This is a genomic window from Phenylobacterium sp., assembly GCF_030698145.1.
GTDB lineage: Bacteria > Pseudomonadota > Alphaproteobacteria > Caulobacterales > Caulobacteraceae > Phenylobacterium.
In genome coordinates this window covers 1-13671 of record NZ_JAUYNW010000147.1, presented here as the reverse complement: position 1 = coordinate 13671, position 13671 = coordinate 1, and the positions used below count along the sequence as shown (strand labels likewise).

At 70.1% G+C, this 13671-nt stretch carries 14 protein-coding genes; 4 read left to right on the top strand and 10 right to left on the bottom strand.

Annotated features, from left to right (window positions below):
* Positions 1-4: 4 nt before the first annotated feature.
* Positions 5-1978 carry a transglycosylase domain-containing protein gene (locus tag Q8Q77_RS20335; RefSeq protein WP_305585890.1) on the top strand — a complete coding sequence of 658 codons (1974 nt, stop codon included), beginning with the start codon at positions 5-7 and terminating at the stop codon, positions 1976-1978.
* Here the strand turns inward: Q8Q77_RS20335 and lpxK are convergent.
* From lpxK to Q8Q77_RS20310, 5 genes are read right to left on the bottom strand one after another with little or no spacing between them, the layout of a single operon-like run.
* Complete coding sequence (gene lpxK / locus Q8Q77_RS20330; RefSeq protein ID WP_305585888.1) at positions 1975-2964, bottom strand: tetraacyldisaccharide 4'-kinase; 990 nt, start codon at positions 2962-2964, stop codon at positions 1975-1977. The two genes, Q8Q77_RS20335 and lpxK, sit on opposite strands and share 4 nt — an antisense overlap.
* On the bottom strand, positions 2961-4217 hold the full coding sequence (locus Q8Q77_RS20325) for a 3-deoxy-D-manno-octulosonic acid transferase (protein ID WP_305585886.1): 1257 nt from the start codon (positions 4215-4217) through the stop codon (positions 2961-2963). Before Q8Q77_RS20325 ends, lpxK begins: the two co-directional genes overlap by 4 nt.
* 7 nt (positions 4218-4224) lie before the next feature.
* Positions 4225-5196: a cation diffusion facilitator family transporter gene (locus Q8Q77_RS20320; RefSeq protein ID WP_305585884.1), complete on the bottom strand. Its 972-nt coding sequence runs from the start codon at positions 5194-5196 to the stop codon at positions 4225-4227.
* An 11-nt stretch (positions 5197-5207) separates the two neighbouring features.
* Positions 5208-5924, bottom strand: a complete 717-nt coding sequence (locus Q8Q77_RS20315) for a lysophospholipid acyltransferase family protein (RefSeq protein ID WP_305585883.1) — start codon at positions 5922-5924, stop codon at positions 5208-5210.
* Entirely contained in the window at positions 5921-7693 is a 1773-nt protein-coding gene (locus tag Q8Q77_RS20310; RefSeq protein ID WP_305585881.1) for an ABC transporter ATP-binding protein, read from the bottom strand. Before Q8Q77_RS20310 ends, Q8Q77_RS20315 begins: the two co-directional genes overlap by 4 nt.
* 149 nt (positions 7694-7842) lie before the next feature.
* On the opposite strand from Q8Q77_RS20310, the gene Q8Q77_RS20305 reads away from it, so the two are divergent.
* The 3 genes from Q8Q77_RS20305 to Q8Q77_RS20295 all read left to right on the top strand — a co-directional run bounded on the left by Q8Q77_RS20305 (position 7843) and on the right by Q8Q77_RS20295 (position 9435).
* Positions 7843-8235, top strand: a complete 393-nt coding sequence (locus Q8Q77_RS20305; protein ID WP_305585880.1) for a hypothetical protein — start codon at positions 7843-7845, stop codon at positions 8233-8235.
* 45 nt (positions 8236-8280) lie between these two features.
* The gene (locus tag Q8Q77_RS20300) at positions 8281-8706 is read left to right on the top strand and encodes a response regulator (protein ID WP_305585878.1); all 426 of its coding nucleotides are present in this window, start codon (positions 8281-8283) and stop codon (positions 8704-8706) included.
* Between the two features lie 63 nt (positions 8707-8769).
* Complete coding sequence (locus Q8Q77_RS20295) at positions 8770-9435, top strand: beta-lactamase hydrolase domain-containing protein (protein WP_305585876.1); 666 nt, start codon at positions 8770-8772, stop codon at positions 9433-9435.
* 520 nt (positions 9436-9955) lie between these two features.
* On the opposite strand, the gene Q8Q77_RS20290 is transcribed toward Q8Q77_RS20295, so the two are convergent.
* The 5 genes from Q8Q77_RS20290 to Q8Q77_RS20270 form a co-directional block, all read right to left on the bottom strand.
* Positions 9956-10195, bottom strand: a complete 240-nt coding sequence (locus Q8Q77_RS20290) for a DUF4170 domain-containing protein (RefSeq protein ID WP_305585874.1) — start codon at positions 10193-10195, stop codon at positions 9956-9958.
* A gap of 24 nt (positions 10196-10219) precedes the next feature.
* Positions 10220-11014, bottom strand: coding sequence for a 3'(2'),5'-bisphosphate nucleotidase CysQ (locus Q8Q77_RS20285; RefSeq protein WP_305585873.1), 795 nt, complete (start codon positions 11012-11014; stop codon positions 10220-10222).
* Positions 11014-12345 carry a TldD/PmbA family protein gene (locus Q8Q77_RS20280; protein ID WP_305585997.1) on the bottom strand — a complete coding sequence of 444 codons (1332 nt, stop codon included), beginning with the start codon at positions 12343-12345 and terminating at the stop codon, positions 11014-11016. The genes Q8Q77_RS20285 and Q8Q77_RS20280 overlap by 1 nt, the downstream gene beginning before the upstream one ends.
* Positions 12346-12393: 48 nt before the next feature.
* Positions 12394-12795: an MAPEG family protein gene (locus Q8Q77_RS20275; protein WP_305585871.1), complete on the bottom strand. Its 402-nt coding sequence runs from the start codon at positions 12793-12795 to the stop codon at positions 12394-12396.
* Positions 12796-13029: 234 nt separating this feature from the next.
* A partial coding sequence (locus Q8Q77_RS20270; RefSeq protein ID WP_305585870.1) for a UbiD family decarboxylase occupies positions 13030-13671 on the bottom strand: 642 nt, incomplete at its 5' end.

The window sequence follows — 13671 nt, the reverse complement described above, 5'->3', positions numbered from 1 at the left end:
GCGCATGAGCGATCCGACCGGTTCCCTGGAGTCCGCGCGCGCGCCTGAGGCCGAGGCGCCCGTCGCGACGGCGCCGGTTCGACCGCCGATCTGGCGCCGTCGCCCCTGGCAGATGGCCGCCGGGGCGTTCCTCGCGGTCCTGGCCTTCGTGATCTTCCTGGTCTGGTCCCTGCCGTTGGGCCGGGCGCTGGAGCCGCTGAAGAGCCCGACGCTCATCCTGGTCACCGCCGACGGCAAGGACTTCGCCCGGCGCGGCTCCTACAAGGAGGCGCCGGTGGACGTGAGCAAGCTGCCGCATCATGTCGGCGCGGCCTTCGTCGCCATCGAGGACCGGCGGTTCTACAAGCACATCGGCATCGATCCCCGCGCCATCGCCCGCGCGGTCCAGCGCAACTCCGAGGCCGGCGGCGTGCGCCAGGGCGCCTCGACCATCACCCAGCAGCTCGCCAAGAACGCCTTCCTGACCAACCAGCGCAGCTTCCGACGCAAGGCGCAGGAGGCGCTGATCGCGCTTTATCTGGAGGCGCGGCTCTCCAAGGACGAGATTCTGTCGCGTTACCTCTCGGCGGTCTATTTCGGCGACGGGGTCTATGGCCTGCGCGCTGCGGCCCGGCACTATTTCGACAAGACGCCCGAGACCCTGAGCCTTGGCGAGTCGGCCATGCTGGCGGGCATGGTCAAGGCGCCGTCCAAGCTCGCGCCGACCGAAGACCTGCCTGCCGCCCGGGCTCGCGCGCGGATCGTGCTGGCCTCCATGATCGAGGTGGGCGAGATCACGGCCGCCCAGGCGCGCGGCGCGCGTAATGTCCGGGTCCGCGAGGGCCGGGTGAAGCTGCCCGTCGGGTCGTACTTCGCCGACTGGGTCACCCCCCAGGCGCGGCGCGCCAACGAGCGGGCCTTCGGAGAGGTGCGGGTGCAGACCACGCTCGACTCCGTCCTGCAGGACCGGGCCGAGAAGACCCTGCGCCGGGCGATCGCCCGCATGGGCTGGGCCAATGTCACCCAGGGCGCGATCATCGCCATGCGGCCGGACGGCCGGGTGGTCGCCATGGTCGGCGGCCGCGACTACGCCGAGAGCCAGTTCAACCGCGCCGTCGACGCGATGCGGCAACCGGGCTCGGCCTTCAAGCTGTTCGTCTACCAGGCCGCCTTGCGCGACGGCCTCACCCCCGAAAGCATGATCCTCGACGCGCCTGTGGAGATCGGCGACTGGAAGCCGGAGAACCACGAGGGCCGCTACGCCGGCCATGACGTGCGCCTGCGCAACGCCTTCGCCTCGTCCTCGAACGTCGCGGCCGTGCGCCTGGCCCAGCAGGTTGGGCGCGGCGCCATCATCCAGGCCGCCCGCGACATGGGCGTTACCGCCAAGTTCCCCGACGACCTGACTCTGGCCCTGGGGACCGCGCCCATGAGCCTGATGGAGCTGACCGCCGGCTACGCGGCGGTGGCCAACGGGTCCATGCCGGTCACCCCCTATGGCGTGGTCCAGGTCGCCGAACGTGCGCCCAGGCCGCTGCCCAAGACCGAGCGCGACCAGCTGCTCGACCTGCTGCGCAACAGCGTGGTGTTCGGCACTGGCAACACCGCCAATATCAACCAGTACGCCCACGGCAAGACCGGCACGACCCAGGACTATCGCGACGCCCTGTTCATCGGCTTCGTCGGCGACCTGGTGGTGGCGGTCTGGTTCGGCAATGACGACAACAGCCCGATGAAGGGCGTGGCCGGCGGCGGGCTGCCCGCCCAGGTCTGGCGCGAGTACATGGGCGAGGCCATGCGGCTCAAGGCCGTGCGCGTGGCTGGCAAGGTCGTGGGCGGACCGCCGGTCGCGGTCCAGGCCCCGGTCGATCTGGAGGCCTTGCCGGGCCTGGAGGTCCCGGGCGCGGAAGGCGAGCCCGGCGTCGCGCCGGAGACCCTCGAGGCGCCGGCGCAGCCGACGCCGCCGGAACCGCCCACGCCAGAACAGCCGCCGTTCTAGAACCGCGCCAGCAACTCGCTCAGCGCTGCTTCGTCCTGGAACACCGCCCGCACCGGCCAAGCGACCACCTGCGCGCGCCAGGCCGGTGGCAGCCGCACCCAGTCCTTCTCCGTGGTGACAAGACCCGCGCCGAACACGGCGGCGCGGTCGGCCAGCTGCTTCAGGCTGGAGGCGTCATAGGCGAAGTGGTCGGGGAAAGGCACGAAGTCGGCCAGCTCGCAGCCGGCGGCCTTCAAAGCGGTCTCCACCTTCCAGGGCATGCCGATGCCGGCGAAGCCGAGCTGCGGGCCAGGCGGCGGCGGGGCGGCGGGCTCCAGGCGCGCGATCAGCACGGGCTTGCCCTTGAACACGGCGAGCAGCGCCGGCTCCGGCTCGGCCAGGTCGGAGGGCAGCATCAGGACCACGGCGTCGGCGCGGGCCAGACCGCTGGTCAGGGGCTCGCGCAGGGGGCCGGATGGGAACACCGCGCCGTCGCCCAAGGGCCAGGCGTTGTCGCGGGTCTCGCCGTCGACCACGACGATGGACAGGGCCTTGGCCAGGCTGGGGTTCTGGTGGCCGTCGTCCATCACCACCACTCGCGCGCCGGCCGCCGCCGCGGCCTGGGCCCCCGGGATGCGGTCGCGGGAAATCCAGACCGGGGCGTCGGCCGCCAGCATCAGCGGTTCGTCCCCGACCTCGCGGGCGGTGTGGACACTCGGGTCGACCTGGACCGGTCCGATGAGCGTTCCGCCATGGCCGCGCGACAGGGCGTGGGCGCCGGGTAGGCGTTCCAGCAAGGCGCGCACGACCGGCGTCTTGCCGGCCCCGCCCAGGGTCAGGTTGCCGACGCAGATCACGGGCACGCCGGGATCGACGGGGGTGGTGGTGGCGATCCGCCGGGCCGTCACATAGGTCCAGATCCAGGAGAGCGGCTTCAGCAGCAGGCGGCTGACCGGGGCCGGGGCGCCGTCGCGCACATACCACCAACGCGGCGTGGCGAGCTTCATGCCGGCGCCAGGGGTTCGAGCAGGGCCAGCGCCTCATCCAGCGCGCCCTGCTGGCGATTGGCGTAGGCCAGGGCCGCCTGGGCTATGCGGGGCGCGATCAGCGGTTCGCTTAGCAGGCCGCGCAGATGGCGGGCCAGGGCTTCGCCGTCGGGCGCCTCGATGGCGGCGACCTCGTCGAACATTTCGGCGTAGATGGCGGCGGCGTTGAAGGCGTGCGGGCCGGTGACGATGGGCCGCTTCAGCCGCGCCGGCTCAAGCGGATTGTGACCCCCGATCCCGGGAACGAAGCTGCCGCCCATGACCACCACGTCGGCCAGGCGAAAGAACAGGCCCATCTCGAACATGGTGTCAGCCACATAGGCGTCGCCGGCGATCGGTTCGCCCGCGCCGCGCCGGCTGACCGCGAAGCCGGCCGCGCGCAGGACTTCGGCCACGGCGGGGCCACGCGCCACGTGGCGCGGCACGACGATCAGCAGGGCGCCGGTCGCCGCCCGGGACACCGCCTCGGCGATGATCTCGTCCTCGCCGGGATGGGTGCTGGCGGCCAGGATCACCTGGCGATCGCCGATCTCCGCGCGCAGCGGAGCGAACTGGGCGGCGTCGAAGGGCAGGGGCTCGCCGACCTGCTTCAGGTTGAGCCGCGGCCCCAGGCGCGCGCCCAGCCCGGCTAGGCGCCGCGCGGTCTCCGGCTCCTGCGGCAGGATCAGGTCGAAGGCGGAGAGCAGCATTCTAGCGGCGCCCGGAAAGCGCGCCCAGCCGTCGGCGCTGGTCTGGGTCATGCGGGCCGAGATCAGGGCGAGGCTCGCGCCCGCGTCCTTGGCCCCCAGGATCAGGTTGGGCCACAGCTCGCTCTCCACGGTGACCACCAGGCCGGGCCGCCAGTGGCGCAGGAAACGGCCCACGGCGCTGGGGGTGTCGATGGGGGCGTACTGATGGAGCACGCCCGGCGGCAGCCGTTCGGCCAGCAGGGCCGCTGCGGTGATGGTGCCCGAGGTGACGAGCAGGGTCAGGTCGGGCCTTCGCCGGTTGAGCGCCCCCACGAGCGGCAGCAGCGAGACGCTTTCGCCGACGCTGACCGCGTGCAGCCAGACCAGCGGGCCCTGCGGCCGCGCCAGGCCCGCATAGCCTAGCCGCTCGGGCAGGCGGACCAGGTCCTCCTTGCCCTTAGCCGCGCGCCGTCGCAGCACCAGGCCGGCGAGCGGGCTCAGGGCCTGGGTGACCGCGCCGTAGAGCGCGAGGGAGAAGGGGCGCAAGGCGGTTCTAGACCGCGTGCGCGGGAGCGAGCCGGCAGGGCTCGGCGCAGCCGACCTCCACCTGCAAGGTGGCGTGGCCGATGCCGAACTTTTTGGCCAGGGCCTCGCAGGTCTCGTGCAGGAAGCCGTCGCCGTCGTCGTTGACGGGCCGCATGACGTGAGCGGTCAGGGCGGTCTCGGTGGTGCTCATGGCCCAGATGTGCAGGTCGTGGACCTCGGTGACGCCGGGACGCCCGCTCAGCCAGGTCCGCACCGCCTCGACGTCCACGCCCTTGGGCGCGGCGTCCAGGGCGAGGTCCACGGAGTCGCGCAGCAGGCCCCAGGTGCCCAGCACGATGACCGCGGCGATCAGCAGGCTGAGCGCCGGATCGATCCACAGCAGGCCGGTCACCGCGATCAGGGCCGCCCCCACCACCACGGCCAGGGACACCCCGGCGTCGGCGGCCATGTGCAGGAAGGCGCCGCGGACGTTCAGGTCGTCATGGCCCTTCATGAACATCAGGGCGGTGGCGGTGTTGATGGCCACGCCTATGGCGGCGACGATCATCACCGGACCGGTGGCGACCTCGGCGGGATCGGCGAAGCGGCGCACGGCCTCAGAGGCGATGACGCCGACGGCGACCAGCAGCAGCACGGCGTTGGCCAGCGAGGCCAGGATGGTGACCTTGCGCAGGCCGTAGGTGCGGCGCGAGGTGGGCGCGCTCCTGGCCAGCACCGTCGCGCCCCAGGCCAGCAGCAGGCCGAGCACGTCGGAGAGGTTGTGGCCCGCGTCGGCCAGCAGGGCCAGGGAGCCCGACCACAGGCCGGCTCCGACCTCGACCAGGACGAAGGCGAAGTTCAGCCCCACGCCAATGGCGAAGGCCCGACCGAAGTCCTTGGGCGCGTGGCTGTGGCCGCCAGGACCATGGGCATGACCGTGGCCCCCATGATCGTGGTCATGGTGGCTGTTATCGTGACCGTGGTGATGGTCCTGGCCCATGTCCCTATGTGTCACCGCGCGGCTAGCGGATCAACGTAGCCGGCCAGCACCTCCGCGCGGCGGGTGAGCGCCGAGAGCCGCGCCGACCAGTCGGCGATCAGAGCTTCCATGGTGGCGTCGTCGGCGTCGGCCGGGGCGTGGAACGGACCGTCCCAGACTACCGCGCCCTTGCCGAAGGGCCGTCCGATCATCGCCCGGTCCCAGCTTCCGGCGCGGCTGGCCGGCGAGACGGCGATCCCCATCATGAACACCGGCGCGCCCGTGCGCCGGGCGATCTGGGCCGCGCCCGGCGCCATGACCTCGCTCGGGCCGCGCGGGCCGTCGGGGGTGACGATCAGCACCCCGCCGCCGGTGACGAACTTCACCGCCTCGCGGAAGGCCGCGACGAGGGCGCGGGCCTTGACGCTGTCACCCTTCTTGGCGGAGGAGGCGCGGATCGAAGGGAACCTGGCGTGGGCCATGGCCTGGGCGAAGAACTCGCCGTCGCCGGAGGGCGAGACCAGACAGGCCCGCGGCTTGCGCCACCAGACCTTGGCCACGGCCAGGGCCACGGGGATCCGGCCGTGCCAGCACAGGGCCAGCGCGCCCTGGTCGGAGGCGAGCACCCCGTCGACGCATTCGATGTTCTCGTGGCGCCAGCGCACCGTGCGGCGGACCAGGACCATGTAGGCGTGCAGGACCCAGCCCAGCGCCACCTGGGTCGCCGGGTGGCGCAGCAGCTTCTTCACGCCGTGCTCTCCGCCTCAAGGTCCTGGCTCTGGGCGAGACGGGCGTAGAGGCCGCGGTCCTTGACCAGGCTCTCATGGTCGCCGGTCTCCACCACCTTGCCCTTGTCGATCACATAGATGCGGTCGGCGCCGCGAACGGTCGACAGGCGGTGGGCGATCAGGATCGTGGTGCGGCCCGCCATAAGGCGGGCCAGGGCGACCTGCACCTGGGCCTCGCTCTCGGTGTCCAGCGCGCTGGTGGCCTCGTCCAGCAGCAGGATCGGGGCGTCCTTCAGGAAGGCGCGGGCGATGGCGATGCGCTGACGCTGGCCGCCGGAGAGCCGGGCGCCGGCCTCGCCCACCAGAGTGTCGTAGCCGTCGGACAGGGCGCCGATGAACTCATGGGCGGCGGCGGCCGACGCCGCGGCCTCGATCTCCTCGACCGTGGCGCTGGGCCGCCCATAGGCGATGTTGGCCCGGACCGTGTCGTCGAACAGGAACGGCTCCTGGGTCACCAGCGCGATCTGGTCGCGCAGGGAAGCCAGCGTCACGTCGCGCACGTCGATCCCGTCGATGCTCACCACGCCGGCCGAGGCGTCATAGAAACGCGGGATCAGGTTGAGGATGGTGCTCTTGCCGCCACCGGAGGGGCCGACCAGGGCCACGGTCTCACCCCGATGCACCTCGAAGCTCACGCCCTGCAGGGCCGGCGGCCCGTCGAGCGCATAGCTGAAGCCCACGGCGGAAAAGCCGATGGTCGCCGCGCCGCGGGGCAGCGGCTTGGCGCCGGCCTGCTCGCGCACCTCGGGCTGCACGTCGAGGGCGGAGAACAGCCGGCGGGCGGCGGCTAGGCCCTCGGCCATCACCGTCTGCAGGTTGGCGAGCTGACGCAGGGACTGGCTGGCCAGGCCCAGCGCCATGATGAAGGCGACGAAGGCGCCGACGTTCATCGCCCCGGTCTGCGAGCGCCAGCCGGCATAGGCGATGACCGCCGCGGTGATAAGGGTCATCAGCAGTTCGGTGGCCGGCGCGGCGCGGGCGCGGGCGTTAGCGCCCTTCACCAGGTGCTTCTGGCGGCGCTTGACCACCTCGGCCACGCGGCCTTCCTCGTAGTCCTCGCGGTTCTCGATCTTCACCACCCGGACGCCGTCCAGGCTCTCCATGATCGCGGTGGAGAGGGCCGAGGTCTCGACCATGGCGCCCTTGGTCGCCTTGACCGTCCGGCGGGAGAACCGGCGCATGATGGCGCCGGCCAGGGGAGCCGCGACGATCAGCGCCACCGACAGCGCCGGGTCGTTGCTGCTCATCACGATGAAGGCGCCGACCAGGGTCAGCAGGTGCTGGGTGTAGTTGATCACGCCCGAGGTGGCGGCTTCGCGGATCAGGCCGGCATCATAGAGCACCGAGGAGACGAACGAGCCGGAATGCTCGCTGCGCAGGCGCGCCAAGTCGGCGCGCACCAGCTTGCCGAACAGCTGGACCTGGACCTGGCCCACCACCTCGTTGCCGATGCGGTTGACCTCGCTGGCCTGGATCACCTGGGCCAGGGCCCGGCCGATGGCGAGGGCCGCGATGGTCAGCGGGATCGCCACCAGGGCGCCGGGCTTGTGGTTCACCAGCAGATCATTGATCGCCGGCTCCATCATCTGGATGAGGGTGGCGCTGAGATAGGCCGTGGCCACGGCGGCGACCAGGGCCAGGGTCCAGCCCTTCCAGCGCGGCGTCATATAGACGCGCGCGATCCGGCCGATCACGGCGCGGGTGGGCAGCTCGGCGGCGGGCTCGCTCATCGCCCTTGGGGTCGGCTGTCGGGGCCCCGAAGTCAAGGGAGCCGAGGGCCCCGCTGGACCTGCGACGTCTGGACTGAACGGTGTTCGACAGAGTTTATTGGGCGTTAAGGCCGCTCGTGCAGCTTGCGGGTTCAGGCGGGGAGAGCGGCATGCAGGCGCAGCGGCAGGCGGAGGGCGGACTGGAAGCCAGCGCCGCGACCACGTTCGACGCCCTGGCCTGGGAGATCGAGCTGGCCGGCGCGCGCTGCATCTTCCTCGACAAGCTGATCGGCGAACTGATGAAGACCACGCCGGAGTCGGAGCGCACCCGCCTCATCGAGGGCATGCAGGCCGTCGACCTGCTCAGCCAGCACCTGACCGGCCTGTCGGCTTTCGCCCGCAAGGTCAGCGAGAACGTCTGCGAAGAGGTGATGGTCCCGGTCCAGGCGGCCATCGACGACATCACCCTGGGCGTCCTGGCCGATCGCATGTCCACGGCGTTCGGCGGCGAAGAGATGGGCGTCAACCAGGGTGAGGACGCGGGCGATCTCGACCTCTTCTAGGGTTTTGAGCGCCCGAGCCACCCGTTCAGGAAGGGGCTTTCGACAATGCAGTTCGACACCCGCGGCCTGAAGCTCATGGTCGTCGACCATGATCGCGCCGTCCTGGAGATGCTGCAGATCCGCCTCGAGGTCGCCGGCTACGACACCACCACGGCCCGCACCGGCCGCGCGGCGCTGGACATCATGCGCAACACGCGCCCCGCGGCTCTGGTCATGGAGCTCGCCATCCCCGAGATGGACGGGTTCGAAGTGCTCACCGCCCTGACGCCGCCGGGCTGCAAGCCTCCGTTCCCGATCCTGGTCATGGGCCGCAAGCTGGGCGCGGAAGACATCCAGCGCGCCGTCAACCGCGGCGCGCGCGACTGCCTGACCAAACCGTTCAGCGGCGCCGACTTCCTCGACCGCGTGACCCGCTTGCTGCGCAAGCCCGCGCCACCGGCCGCGCCCGCCCGGCCGACCGCCTTCGCGTAGCGCGCGGCGCTTCCGCTCGGCGCCCGAAACCCCTAGTTAGGGCGCGTGACGCAGGAACCTAACTTGGCCGATTTCGACCTCACCACGCCCGCCGGGCGCACCTCGACCTATCTGGATTATCTCTGGAAGGATCACGCCTATCTGCGGCTGGGCTTCCAGAACGCCCACTGGATCAGCGACGAACTGGTGCGCACCAACCAGCCCTGGCCCCACCAACTGGCCGAGTGGAAGCGGCGTGGGATCAAGACCATCATCAACCTGCGCGGGGGGTTCGACGCCAGCTTCCATGCGCTGGAGAAGGACGCCTGCGCGCGCCTGGGGCTGACGATGGTCGACTTCACCGTCACCTCGCGCGAAGTCCCCAGCCGGGCCCGGGTCCTGGGCGCCAAGGCGCTGTTCGAGAGCATCGAGTATCCGGCCCTGATGCACTGCAAGTCCGGCGCGGACCGGGCCGGCATCATGAGCGTGTTCTACAGGCACTTCCGCCAGGGGGTCCCAATCCGGGAGGCCCTGGAACAGCTCTCGCTCAAGTACCTGCATGTGAAACAGGGCAAGACCGGGGTGCTGGACTACACCTTCGAACGCTACCTGGCCGAGGGTGAGCCCAAGGGCCAGAGCTTCCTCGACTGGGTCGGGAGCGACGCCTACGACGAGGCCGCCATCAAGGCAGACTTCCGCAGCCAGATGTGGGGCCGCCTGCTGACCGAGGGCTTGCTGAAGCGGGAGTAGGTCCGCGGCCCCTCACCCCAATGTCGGCGCGACGGGTTCCAGTCTTCGTCGGTCGAACCTCAGGTGCCCGAAGTCAATTCAAACGCGATGGTCAATCGAGGGCTTGTGTGCGACGGGCGTCCCCACGTCCTCCACGACATGGACGTCAGCCGTACCGGACTGTCGACCCGTCACGCTCGCCAGACCGGTGGCAGCCGGCAAACTTATGGTTATGGGCCCGATATTCCATCGGGAAGCGCCCATCGAACGCCATTGGACTCTGAACATCGGACTCCCCCTAAACGAGCTCCTGTATGTTCGATCACCTTATGGCTGTGTCACTCCGGAACCCTTAACGGATTCGTGGGCGCGGTGCGATACTCTGACGCATCTAGAGTGACGTCAGAATTATCTGTCGCCTCCCGTCGGAATTCTAAGATTCTTCTAAAGTGCAGCTTGGGAAAACTGGCATGGAGGAGCAGCGCCCTAGTACGCGCGGACGCTGCACCGTCCACCTCGCCGCGCAGGTCGCGCCCGGCGCCTAGTGATCGTGCGGCTCGTCGTCGTGCGGATCGAGCAGCTTGTGGGCATGGATGATGAAGTAGCGCATCAGGGCGTTGTCCACGGTGGACTGCGCCTTGGCGCGCCAGGCGGCGAGCGCCTCGGCGTGGCTGGCGTAGGCGCCCACCAGATCGATCTTGGAGAGGTCGCGGAACTTTACGCCTTCGACCTCTTCGAGTTCGCCGCCGATGACGAGATGCAGGAGCTGTCTGTCAGGCATGGCCGGGTCATTTCCCAAAACGATTCAATTGGGGAGGGCGATATGCGAGACGCGCTCCAGGATCAATGGGGCGAGACGCGGCGCCGCGCAGACGAGGCTCGGTTGCGCCGGATTCGGGCCGTTGTAGCTGAACGGGCGGCCGTGATGGTCGCCGACGAAGGCGCCGGCCTCCCGCGCGATCAGATCGGCGGCCGCCAGGTCCCAGTCGAACTTCGGAACCATGGCGATGGTGGCGTCGAAGGCGCCCGAGGCGATGACGCACAGCCGGTAGGCGGTGGAGTTGCGCGCCTCGATCCGCATGTCGGGCCAGGGAGCGGGCCAGGCGGGGTGGGCGAACATCCGCGCGTCGCCGACCATGCCGCAACCTTCCACCACATCGCAGCTCGAGGCGTGGATCTCAAATCCGTCGAGACGGGCCCCGCGCCCGGCCATGGCGGTGTAGGTCTCGTCCAGCTCGGGGGCGAACACGACGCCGGCCAGGGGCAGCTTGTCCTCGACCACGGCGATCGACACCGCCCACCACGGGCGGTCCTTGAGGAAGGCGCGGGTGCCGTCGATGGGGTCGACCACGAACAGCCGGCGCTTGGACAGCCGGCGCGGGTCGTCGGCGGTCTCCTCCGACAGCCAGCCATAGTCCGGCCGGGCGGCCGAAAGGCGTTGCTTCAGCAGGGCGTCGCAGGCCAGGTCGGCGTTGGTGACCGGGGAGTCGCCGGCCTTGTATTCGATCGTCAGCCCCTCGGCCCGCATCTTCAGCGCCAGGGCGCCGGCCTCGTGGGCCGCCTCGGTGATCAGCGCCAGGTCGGCGGCGGCGTGCGGCATCAGCGGCCGGCGATCGCCAGGCCGTCGACCAGGATCGAGGGCGAGTTGGCCGAACCGCGGATCTCCAGGTCGGAGCCGGGGACCAGGCGCGCATAGATGTCGATCAGGTTGCCGGCCACGGTGATCTCGGTGACCGGATAGGCCAGTTCCCCATTCTCGAACCAGAAGCCCGCGCAGCCCACCGACCAGTCGCCGGTGTTGCCGTTCAGGGAAGGCCCGAACATCGAGGTGATGACCAGCCCCGCCTTGGCGTCGGCCATCAGCCCGGCCATGTCGGTCGTGCCGGGGCGCAGGGTCAGGTTCGAGGTGGAGACGCCCGGCGGTCCCGCCAGGCCGCGCGAGGCGTGGCCGGTGGTGACCAGGCCGAGCTGGCGCGCTGACGACGAGTTCATCAGCCAGGTGGTCAGCACCCCGTCGTCGATCAAGCTGTGGGCCTGGTTGGCAACGCCCTCGTCATCGAAGGGCGACGAGCCCAGGCCGCGGCGGACATGGGGGTCGTCGACGATGTTCACGCCCTTGGCGAAGACCGGCTGGTTGAGCTTGTCCTTCAGGAACGAGGTGCCGCGGGCGATGGAGGGTCCCGAGATCGCCCCGATCAGCGGGCCGATCAGCGAGGTGGCCAGGCGGTTCTCGAAAATCACCGGGGCGGTGGTCGAATCGATCTTGCGCGCGCCCAGGCGGGCGACCGCGCGCCGGGCGGCTTCGGTCCCGATCACGCCGGGCGCCGGCAGGTCGGCGCGCCAGCGGGTGGAGCGACCGTCATAGCCGCTCTCCATGGTCTCGCCCTCGCCGGCCACCACCGAGGCGCCGATAGAGAAGGTCGAGGCCGCGTAGAGGCCGGAGAAGCCGTCGGACGTGACAAGCCGCCACTGGCTGGCGGAGGCCGAGGCCGAACCGCCCTCGGAATTGGTCACCCCGGGGTTGGCGCGGGCGGCCTCCTCGGCCGTGCGGGCGATCTCTTCAAGGGATTCCGGGGAGGGCTCCTCGGCGTCGTGCAGGTCGAGCTCGGGGAAGGGGGCCTTGGCCAGCCGTTCGCGCATGGCGAGGCCCGCATAGGGATCTTCCGGGGCGAGCCTGGCCATGGCCACGGCGCGTTCCACGAGCTTGGCGCGGGCTTCTTTGGAGATGTCGGAGCCCGAGACGCTGGCCTGCCTTTGGCCGACGAAGACCCGCAGGCCGAGGTCGCGCGACTCCTCGCGCTCCACCTCTTCCAGCGCGCCCAGGCGCACATTGATGCCCAGCGCTCGGCGCTCGGCGCCCACGGCTTCGGCGGCATCGGCCCCGGCTTTGCGCGCGGCGGCCACGACATCGGCTAGCAGGCTCTCATCCATCCGGGCCATATGGCGGGATGCGGCCCCTTGGGCAAGCTGAAGCGAACTCTACACGACGGCGTTGAAGAGCAAGGCTACGCTGGCGAACACATAGGCCAGCCAGGTCATGGTCATGCCGACGGTGCGGGCGAAGGAGCCGCCGCCGCTGCGCGACAGGCCAAAGGCGTGCAGCGCCCGGCCGACGAACAGCACGAAGCCGGTCACATGGATGGCCAGGGGTGCGGCGTCGACGATGGCCAGGACGGCGATCCCGATCAAGGCGGGCGGGATATATTCCGTGGCGTTGCCGAAGGCGCGGATCGCCTGGGCGAGCTCCGGCACGCCCTCGTCGCCCAGCAGGACCTTGTGACGCTGGCGCTGGCGCACGACCAGCAGCGACAGCACCAGCAGGAGGAGGAGATGCAACCCGGTCCATAGCGCTGCCGCATGGCCCGAAGAGACGGCGTCCATGTGAGATGTTCCTTTGTCGCCCCACGCGATGGCGCGCAGTTGGACGCGGAACGTCGCGAAGGGCAAGAGGGGCTTGGATCCTCCCCCAGCGCGTAGCGCGTAGAGGGGGAGGTGGCGCGTCGCTCTCTTTGGCGACGTGACGGAGGGGGTTGAAGTCCACAAGCAAGGGTTAAAGTCCCCCTCAGTCAGCTTCGCTGACAGCTCCCCCAGAGGGGGAGCATCTGGCGCTCGCGACTATTCCGGCAGGCCGAGCCGCGCCCATTTCGCGGTCACCGCCGCCACGGTCGCTTGATCCATGCCGAGTTTTTCGCCCCACTCCCGCTTGGTCTCGGGCGGCCATTTGTTGGTGGCGTCCAGACCGACCTTCGAGCCGAGCCCGCTCTCAGGCGAGGCGAAGTCGAGATAGTCGATGGGGGTGCCTTCCACGAGGGTGATGTCGCGGGCCGGGTCCATGCGGGTGGAGAGCGCCCACATGACGTCTTTCCAGTCGCGGGCGTTGATGTCGTCGTCCACGACGATCACCCACTTGGTGTACATGAACTGCCGCAGATAGCTCCAGACGCCCATCATCACGCGCTTGGCGTGGCCGGGATAGGCCTTCTTCATGGAGACCACGGCGATGCGGTAGGAACAGCCCTCCGGCGGCAGCCAGAAGTCGACAATCTCCGGGAACTGCTGGCGCAGCAGGGGAATGAACACCTCGTTCAGGGCCTCGCCCAGCACGCTGGGCTCGTCCGGCGGCCGGCCGGTGAAGGTGGTCAGGTAGATCGGGTCCTTGCGCATGGTGATGGCGCTGACCTTGAACACCGGGAACTGTTCCACCGTGTTGTAATAGCCGGTGTGGTCGCCGTAGGGGCCTTCGTCGGCGTACTCGTC